Origin of the sequence: Rhodoluna sp. (genome assembly GCF_036721215.1) — a bacterium.
In the GTDB taxonomy this organism is placed as follows: Bacteria; Actinomycetota; Actinomycetes; order Actinomycetales; family Microbacteriaceae; genus Rhodoluna.
This window is the reverse complement of the sequence record NZ_DAIMLM010000003.1, coordinates 188,281-197,300: the sequence shown is the minus strand read 5'-3', so window position 1 is coordinate 197,300 and position 9,020 is coordinate 188,281. Positions and strand designations below refer to the sequence as shown.

6 protein-coding genes are annotated in these 9,020 nt (G+C 49.6%); 4 read left to right on the top strand and 2 right to left on the bottom strand.

Translation table 11 applies throughout. The annotated features are described in order from the left end of the window. The first annotated feature begins 486 nt into the window (after positions 1-486). Positions 487-2,490: a bifunctional DNA primase/polymerase gene (locus tag AC9UCN_RS06245; RefSeq protein WP_509524996.1), complete on the top strand. Its 2,004-nt coding sequence runs from the start codon at positions 487-489 to the stop codon at positions 2,488-2,490. 202 nt (positions 2,491-2,692) lie between these two features. Here AC9UCN_RS06245 and AC9UCN_RS06240 read toward each other — a convergent pair whose 3' ends face one another. After that, positions 2,693-3,235 (bottom strand): hypothetical protein, encoded by a 543-nt coding sequence (locus AC9UCN_RS06240; RefSeq protein WP_509524993.1) that lies wholly within the window; start codon positions 3,233-3,235, stop codon positions 2,693-2,695. A gap of 97 nt (positions 3,236-3,332) precedes the next feature. On the opposite strand from AC9UCN_RS06240, the gene AC9UCN_RS06235 reads away from it, so the two are divergent. Genes AC9UCN_RS06235 through AC9UCN_RS06225 form a run of 3 tightly spaced genes read left to right on the top strand, consistent with a single transcriptional unit; the run spans position 3,333 to position 5,172 of the window. Further along, entirely contained in the window at positions 3,333-3,545 is a 213-nt protein-coding gene (locus AC9UCN_RS06235) for a helix-turn-helix domain-containing protein (RefSeq protein ID WP_509524991.1), read from the top strand. After that, entirely contained in the window at positions 3,538-4,746 is a 1,209-nt protein-coding gene (locus AC9UCN_RS06230) for a tyrosine-type recombinase/integrase (RefSeq protein ID WP_509524988.1), read from the top strand. Before AC9UCN_RS06235 ends, AC9UCN_RS06230 begins: the two co-directional genes overlap by 8 nt. A gap of 12 nt (positions 4,747-4,758) precedes the next feature. Beyond that, positions 4,759-5,172, top strand: a complete 414-nt coding sequence (locus tag AC9UCN_RS06225) for a hypothetical protein (RefSeq protein WP_509524985.1) — start codon at positions 4,759-4,761, stop codon at positions 5,170-5,172. Between the two features lie 7 nt (positions 5,173-5,179). On the opposite strand, the gene AC9UCN_RS06220 is transcribed toward AC9UCN_RS06225, so the two are convergent. Next, positions 5,180-8,989: a DEAD/DEAH box helicase gene (locus AC9UCN_RS06220; protein ID WP_509524983.1), complete on the bottom strand. Its 3,810-nt coding sequence runs from the start codon at positions 8,987-8,989 to the stop codon at positions 5,180-5,182. Between the last annotated feature and the right edge of the window lie 31 nt (positions 8,990-9,020).

Genomic DNA, 9,020 nt, shown 5'->3' with positions numbered 1-9,020 from the left:
ATCAAGTGGCGATTGCAATTGCTATTTGGGTTGCCCTTGGAGTCGTCTTCACCTTTCTCACGTTTAGATGGGTAAAAAAATCCTAATTAGCTCGCAAGCGGAACACTCCGAATACAGTCGGGCGACATTGCACACAACATTGCACATTAAACGAAAACTCCCTTGATAAACGCCCCTACTGAGGCTCTAAATCAAGGGAGTTGCTGGCGGAGAATGGGGGATTCGAACAGCCCATACCGCTTGTACCTGACAAGAATTTAGGCGAATCTGTGGCAATTTTGAACCGTTCTTCTTGCCTATTTGCACAACACTTGCACATCAATGGGTTTCTTGGACCATTAGAGTCCGCACACTGACTTGCACACCAGACAGAGAGTAGCTCCGCTCCTAACGCCTTGGGCGAACACTGCTTTACTAGCAACCTTTTCGTCGCCATAATGGAACCTGCCTTAAACAAGGTCCCATATAACTAAGGAAAGGTTCAAAATGACGGCTTTACACAATGAATACCCAGCACTATCCCTGGAAACACTCTTAGGTATCACAACTAAGAACTTTTTTGTATTTCCTGTGCACGGAATCACGGAGGGAAGGTGCACTTGCGGAGATGCACACGAAAACGACAACAGCGCTGGCAAGCACCCTGTCACCAACAACGGCATGGATGCTGCCACGCAGGATGCAGAGGTTATCTCTGAGTGGTACTCCAAATTCCCAAATTGCAACTGGGCTGTGAATCTGAAGTTATCAGGCCTGATGGTTTTTGATATTGATCCAAGAAATGGTGGCGATGCCAGCTGGGATTTGTTTGAAACTTGGTTGACGGAGCCTCTCGGCCAGTCTTGGGCGGCAATCACAGGAGCTCAGGTGGTCGATGGTCGCTCCACGAGGGGGATGCACCTCTATTACAGAGTTCCGGAAGGGCTTAAGCTACGTGGGAGCCTAGGTGCTGATTCGCCAGGCATTGACATCAAGCACAATGGCTACGTTCTGCTTCCCGGATCACGGCACGTATCGGGTGTTTATTACGAGTGGCTGGTTGATCGGTCACCTTTTGAGAAAGAACCCTTGGAGTTGAATTCTCAGGTACTAGAGCTTGTTAGCTCATCTAGGTCCGGGAGCCCATCGGTAGGACTTCCCCTTGATGACATGGAACTGTATTGCGATCCGATCACCTCCTACGGACTGTCCGCTCTTGAAGGTGAGGTTGAGGCAGTTTTGTCGAGTCGAGAGGGCTCCAGAAATAGCACCCTGTTCAAGAGTGGCTTGAAAATCGGCTCACTGATATCGGGTGGAGAAATTCCGTTTGAACAAGGGGTGACTGCCCTTGTGGATGCTGCTTTGAGAATTGGGCTGACAGAGGAGGAAGCGGTCAACACGCTAATCCGTCGCAGTGGGGGAGGGGCAATCCAGCTCGGGGCGGCAACACCCAGAGGGCCGAAGTTTGAAACGGTGGAATACCCATTGACTGGCGATTCTCAGTCCTCAGCCGTATCAAGCCCACCAGGGCCTGAGGCGGTGCATCTCAATATCGTGGATTGGGAAAGTGCTTTTGCCGATGAATCCGAAGAGGTATGGCTGGTGCCTGGCCTTATTTGTGATGAGCGCTCACACGCCATATACGCCGAAGCCGGACTGGGCAAAAGCCTAGTTGTGCTGGAAATTTGTGCGGCGCTCGCAAGCGGAAAATCAGCTTTGGGACTTCCACCTTTGGAGCCGATGAAGGTTCTTTATTTTGACCACGAAAACACGGTAAAGGGCGATGTAGTACCCAGATTAAGAAACATGGGGTATGAAGCTAAAGACATCGGGAACCTTGTTTACTCCTCCTTTCCAGAGATGGATCCCCTAGACACTGCTAAAGGTGGACGGCAGCTAGTGGAGATCATTGAGCGAGTAAAGCCCCGCCTGGTGATCATGGACACGGTTTCACGCACCATTAGTGGAGATGAAAACTCAAATTCAACTTGGCTTGAGTTCTACATCCACGCCGGAAAGGCTCTAAAGTCGCGCGGAATCGCCTACATTCGCATTGATCACACCGGCAAAAACGCTGACGCGGGAATGCGAGGCGGTTCAGCGAAGAAGGGCGACGTAGACCTAGTGTGGAGCCTTACCGGGAAACCCGATGACCCGAAGCTTGCGCTCTCGTGCGAAAAAAGCAGGGTTCCATTGCCGTCGAAAAAGCTCGAACTAGTCAGGCACACTTCACCCATGCTTCGCCACACCCTCCATGACCGAAGCAAGGATATCAACTGGGCTGAATTGATAGCTCGGAATGAAAGATTTACAAAAGCACTAGAACTAATCAGGGCCGACGAGTTAGAGCAGGGTGTCTTAAAGGGACAGAAGAATGTCTGGAACAGAGTCTCCCGAGACGCAAAAAAGTCTGGAATAGCATTCGAACTTTTTGCTGTGGCTCACCGGACAATCAAAGCCGGGATTCTCGATGAGTACTCCGGGTCCATGGAAATTGACTCGGAAGACTAGAACGTCCGGAATGTCAAAAATCGTCATTTTTTGACGTTGTGACAATTGGCCGATCAGTAGGTAGACGTCGTCAACGTTCCCCAAACCTATGGTTTGGGACGTTACGACGGCTGTCTAAGTTAGGCGACCTCAGTACCTTAACTTCAAAGATTGTTACTGTATAAGGACGAGTAGCAAAATGTACATAACCGGCTCTCGCCGCTCACTGTTTTTGGGTGCGGATTTGTCTTGCGGAAGCAGACTCCCTCGAAGCCGGCAACTCGATCACCTGGGAGATTTGTTTTAGGTGAAAGTTTGTGTTGTTTCTAGACCAACCCATAAAGTCCATAATTACCTGTCGAGGCGCACCCCAGGAGAGGTGATGAAACCAGTACAGCTGAGCAATCCGCGAATATTGCTCTGGTTTCCCATGCGGTGGGAACTGCTCAAACTTTTCCCTGGACCTCCAAAGCTCTGAGTTTGGCACGGCATCCGCAGCAACGGCATTGACCAGATCGGGGAGTTTGACCCGAATCAGATGGGTAGCATTTAGGCCGCTGTCGAGATCCATAGAGAGATGGGTGACGCGAAGCCTATCGCCATCCCATTTCCCCCCAATTTCCAAAGCCGGGAGATCCTCGATCTTGACGCTGTAAGAAAAGTCCGACGGTACTTCAAGGGGTCTGATTACGCCCGATGTGGGCCCGACAGCTCGATACTTCGCTGGTTCAAGCAGTCTCGTCACAACTATTTTTTTCTCCGACATAACTCAATCATCGCACTATTTTTGAAAAAGGCACCATAAAACCCCAAAAGTCGTGCTAGAATGGTACTTAATTTAAAACAAGTGCGAGTGAGGAACAATGACACTAGATGAGCTTCGGGCATACCCCAAGGCTGTTTTGACAATTCAAGAGGTTGCAGCAATCCTTCGCGTCGATCGAAAAACTGTTGGAAAAGCGTTGAAGGAAAGGCGACTGCCGGTTTTGCCATTAGGCGGCCGCAAGAAGTTAATCCTCAAGGACGCGCTGATTCAGCTTTTAGACATTCAGGTAAAGGCTAATCAGGATGACTAAGCGCCTTCAAGGTAAGGGTACGGTTTTTAGTTACAAGGCACCTGACGGAAGAATTCTTCACCGGTGGCAGGCGACCGTCCCTGCTGACCCTGAGATGCCTAATGGCCCCCTAAAGCGAATTTCAAAGAGCGGATACGCGTCCAAAAGAATGGCAGAGCAAGACCTAGCCACGGCACTTGCCAGAACCACCATGGGAGTCTCAGCGGTTGAGGCAAACACTCGCTTCTCTGCTTTCGCTGAGGAATGGCTTGCGGATCTTGATGTGGCCGGGTCGACTCTGATGGGTTACAGGAAGATTGTGCGCACTCACCTCAAACCATTCTTCGGAAATCGCGTTATGTCTGAGATTCAACCTTCCGAGATCAGACTCCTGTACTCGAAGTTGCGCTCGTCCGGTCGCAAGGATGTGAAAGCATTCGGCTCGGCTCTTTCAGAGACGACTGTTTCCAAAATCCACCTTGTACTTGCAGCAATCTTTGAATCTGCAAAAGATCTGGGCCTAATCTTCAATAACCCAGCGAAGCACCGCACGGTCAAGGCTCCGAAACAGGGGAGGCGTACCCGATCCCTGACTGCTTCTGAAGAGGTTCTGACCAAGGAACAACTGAACGACCTTCTCACCTGGATTCACTCTGAGGCCGATGATGACCTCTATCCCATGTGGCTCCTAATCGCTATGACCGGTATGCGCAGGAGCGAAGCGGTTGCACTTAGGTGGTCGGACCTAAACTTCTCAACTTCAACACTTGCTATTCGTCGAGCGGCGGACGTCTCGGCATCTCGTGCAGTGAAGTCAACGAAAACTTACAAGGCAAGATCAGTGATGATCGATGCCAAGACTTTGGAAGTTCTGTCCGAATACCAAAAGGTGAGAGCGCTCTTGGGGCCAGAGTTCGTTGCCAATGACGCATTCATGTTCGCAACCCTAAATAATGAGCTAAGGATTCCAAACGATGTCACTGCTAGATGGGCAAGGCTAATAGTCAAAGCTCAAGCCAATATTGGTGATCTACCTTCTATCACGCTAAAGGGCCTTCGGCACACTCACGCAACTTTGCTTTTGCAATCCGGCGTGAACCCGAAGATTGTCCAGGAGAGGCTGGGGCACTCTGACATCAGCACGACTCTGAATATCTACACGCACGTGACTCCGACAATACAGTCCGAGGCATTGCAACGCTTCACAGAATGGTTTAGCTAGTTGGCTGATCAATTGTCTGAAATCACTAAAGTTGCGAGAGAGCCAGAGGGCTCTGCGGTTAAGGCTGTACTTCCAAAGACTGCTTTGCGTTCAATCGATGAGATCGAGATCATCTTGTCCCAAACACCCCGGATCCAAGTCTCTAGGGGTATTCAATACTCGAATTTGAAACTCAAAAATCCAAAAAACGAAGACAGTGCGCGTATGCGCATCTTTCAGCAAAGTAAAGCCACGCTTTTGGTGGTTGATTCTCCGGCCACTGGGGCTAATGATCCAGGTCACGCGAATGTCATTTTGAAAACCCTCGGTTGGCAACCAATCGGCTCGGCTGGCAATTCGTTTTTTAGATGGCTTTCAACTGGAGAGCAGCGAAGAGTAGCTGAGCAGATTTCTCTCGTAACAGGGGCGCTTGATTTGGAACCTTAGGTGTGTTCTACCAAACCCAATTTGGGCATGCACGCAATGCAGCCTGCTTTTCTGGAGAGAGCTTGTCAAAATTCAACCTCTGAGTTCTGAGCCAGGCTCCAATTCCAATACCGTCTATAACAATTGTTCTGCCTTCGCGACCTGCAAACGAAATATCTGGATTGCTTGAAAAAACGCGAAACGCGTTTTGCCAATCATCTTCTTTTGGATCCCAACTCCAGCCGGGCAGGCTTTCCAGTGCTTTAACCTTGGATTCCCCAAGCTCCTGCTTGTGTTTCCTTTGGTAGCTAACCCACGTCCCAAGCGGCTGACCTTTGTGAATTACACCTTGAGCAACTCTCGCATGCCCACTCTCCTTGCAGAAGTCCTTGAGGGCTTCGAACTTCTCTAGCCATCGAGATTCCAGTGGGTCCCACGTCCATCCGGGTAAACCTTCGAGCTGGGACAACTGGGCCGGATCAAGCCCCTCGCGCTTAGATCTAATGTATTTGACCCACATTCCTAGTTCGAAGTCCCCAACCATTTCACTTTTGGGAATGCTTGAAGTGCCGTGTTTTTGCACGTACTTCTCCAAAATCGAGAACTTGCTGTCCCACTCGGTTTTTTTCCGAGCTTCTGCCACTGATGCCATGCCACGCAGAGTAGTGCCCTGCAAATTTATTTCTCTGCTTGTGCTGGAGAGAACTTCCCATCCAGGCAGTTCAGATAGGAGCTTCTTTTTTCTGTCATCGAGATCAGAGAATCGCCGGCGCTGCCGATCCAGCCAGGTCCCCAATGCCACCTGCTTGTATCGCGAAGAAAGCGTAGGCAAGTTTCCGGAGGACGCCTCAAGGTATTCTAAGAGAAGTTCGTAGTTAGACTCCCAGGGGTCGGACTTGTCCCACTCCCAATTGGCTAGGGACTCCAGGCGTTCAATACGGCTCTTTTCTAACGATAGGCGTCTCTTTTTCTGGCGGATTTGCCAATCTCCCAATCTTTTGCCTTCGAAAACAAGACTTGATGTAACAGGTGTATGCGGATGTGCAGCTGCCCAGCGCTGAAGCGCGTCGAAATTTTCATCCCAGTCGTCATCGAGTGGAGACCAGGTCCAATCAGGAAGCGACTCTAAATCGGAGATTTTACTGTCCTCAAGTGACTCTCGTTTAGCCCTGAGTTGCGACACCCAGGCACCAAGTCTCACTCCCTCAAAGCTGGCTTGTGCTGGCACTCTTGAGGTGCCAAATTTCTGCACATAAGTCTGCAAAAGCGCAAACTTCTTTTCCCACCGTTTGTCCAATGGCGCCCAGGTCCAGCCATTCAGGCTCTCAAGTTTCCTTCTTTGCTCATCGTCCAGTCGACTGAAACGATGCTTCCGCTGATAAGTAAGCCACTCGCGCAATTGCGAACGCTGAGGTTCTGCTAAAGATTTGAACGTGAAATTGTTATCAGTGGAGACTATGTCACGCAACTGTTCAAACTTAGAATCCCACTGATCTTGAAAAGGATTCCATCGCCATCCCGGCAGAGCCTCAAGCTGCTCTTTTCTCTCTTTAGAAAGTCGATAGCTCTTATTTCGATGAAGGCGCATCCAATTGAACAGGTTGACGCCGTCAAACGTGAAGTTCCTTGGGACGGTAGTGGAACCACCATTGGCGAGGTGCTTTCTTAATGCCGCTAAACCCGTCTCCCATGCTGAATCGAACGGTTCCCATGTCCACCCTCGAAGTGCTTCGAGGCGTGTCCGTCTGTCCTCTCTAATCAAGGTTTTTGCATGCAAGGCACGTTGAGCTGACATCCAAGAATAAAGTGATGCAAGTTCTGCATCATCGGAATCGCTAGGGACCCTTAGGTGCCCATTAAGTTCCAGGAAGTCTTGGAGTCGCCCATACTTTTCCTCCCAGCTTTGGCTGGAACTTCTGATGAGGAAGGCTTGAATTCTCTCAGCAAACTCAACCGGAACTTCAGATGGTATGTCGAGGACAATCCGGTCCGGCAGTCCAGGCTCTGAACGCTGAATGGCACCTAGCTGTCGCCTTGCTGAGTCCAGCTCTATGACTAGACCTTCGTCATGAGCCCTGAGTGCATTGATGACTTCGATGGCGGCCTTAAATCGACCTGCAGGAATTTCACCCGAACGGATCTCGTTTTCATCGACAAAGATCGGGACAATTAGGTAACCGATCTTTTTGTTTCTAGTACCTTTTCTAATAGCCCTACCCACTGCTTGGACGATGTCGATTTGGCTAGATTTTGGGTCGATGAAAGCAATCGCATCTAAGTTTGGGACATCAACACCCTCAGTTAGGCATCTGGCATTGCTAACGAGACCAAATTCCTTAGTTTGGATATTCCCCAATTTTGAAAGTATTTGCTTTCTTCGCGCCGACGGATCGGATCCGGTGAGGCAAGTTGAAAGAACAAGATTGCCCTCCTGAAACTGGTCAGGGTACTCGCTATATAGCTGTGAGTGAAGAGCAACAAAGTCTTTTGCTCTGGAAACCCTGGAGTGGAAACTTATTACGCTTTGTATTGAGTAGTCCCGCATTGCCTTCGCTAAACCGAAATGAGATGCAAGGAGCTCCCCATCGATAACGGAATCCGAGATGGCGTATAACTTGCGCTCGCGAATCGCATTTAGCACCTGTGAATCTGTGACTGCAGCAATTATCAAGCGATAGTCCGCGAGCCTGCCATCCCTAATTGCTGACGCAAAACTATAGGAGAATGAAACTTCACCAAAAAGCTCTGCGTCTGACATTGACACAACTTCGCTGGTGTCAATATCATCCGAATTTGCCTTTTTGGACACAAAGTACTTTGGAGTTGCCGTCATGAATAGATAGCGACTTTTTTCCAGAGCTGCGTCGCGAAGAACTTTGCCAAACTTACTGTCTTTGCTGCCAGCCAACCGATGGGCTTCGTCACAGATAACCAAATCTACTTTGTTGTCATTTTCATGAAGAGCCTGCGACACTGCGTCAAAGGATTGATAGGTCGAGAAGACAACTTTTCTGCCTTGTTGCTTCAGAAAATCTAAAATCTCGTTGCTATCCGTTGTTACGGGGAATGGGAGCTCCAGGGTCCTCTGGGTCGGTTGATCAGCCACTACAGACTCATCGGAACAGACTGCCAACGATTGAAAGTCTTTTATCTTATCCTGCAACCAACCAAGACGTGTCTGTTGAAGAAGAAGGAGGGAAGGGACCAGTACCAATGTGCAGTGGGAGTCTAAGGTTTCGGCAATTCTTTGTGCCGTTAGAGTCTTGCCCGATCCACAGGCCATTACCAGCTGCGTTCTTATCGCGCCTTTAGCGAAGGCGCTAGTGACGTGCTCAATCGCATCAGATTGATGAGGGAGGGCATTCTTGGCCTGAAGCTTCAGTGGACTTTGTCGCTCTAAAAAGCCACCCCAGATTTCTGACTGCCTTAATCCCTCAAGATCCACAATCACTACAGGCTTCTCTTGACTTTCTATGGCCCTTATAGCGTTTGGGGACATTGATGTTGTGGTCGTGATCAGCAATCGCTTTTGAAAAACAGCAGTGTTCGAGGTAGCGAGGAATTTATCAATCTCTGACTTCGGGAGACCGCGCTCTTGACTCCAGTTTTTCACCTGGATAGCCCATACGTTTCCCAGCCGGTCACGAGCGGTCAGATCTATGCCGATGTCAACTCCGTCTCTAAAATCTGACCGTTCCCACATGGCAACACTATGCGGTTCGAATAGTGAACCCCAGTAGATGTCGTTGGTTAGCCACCACTCAACTGCTTCTTCAAAGGCTTTCCCTTTGCCATGAGCGCTTTGGTTGAGATGAATCAAGAAGTCATCAAAAGTCATCTGACACCCCCCACTTTTGTCTCCCCATCGG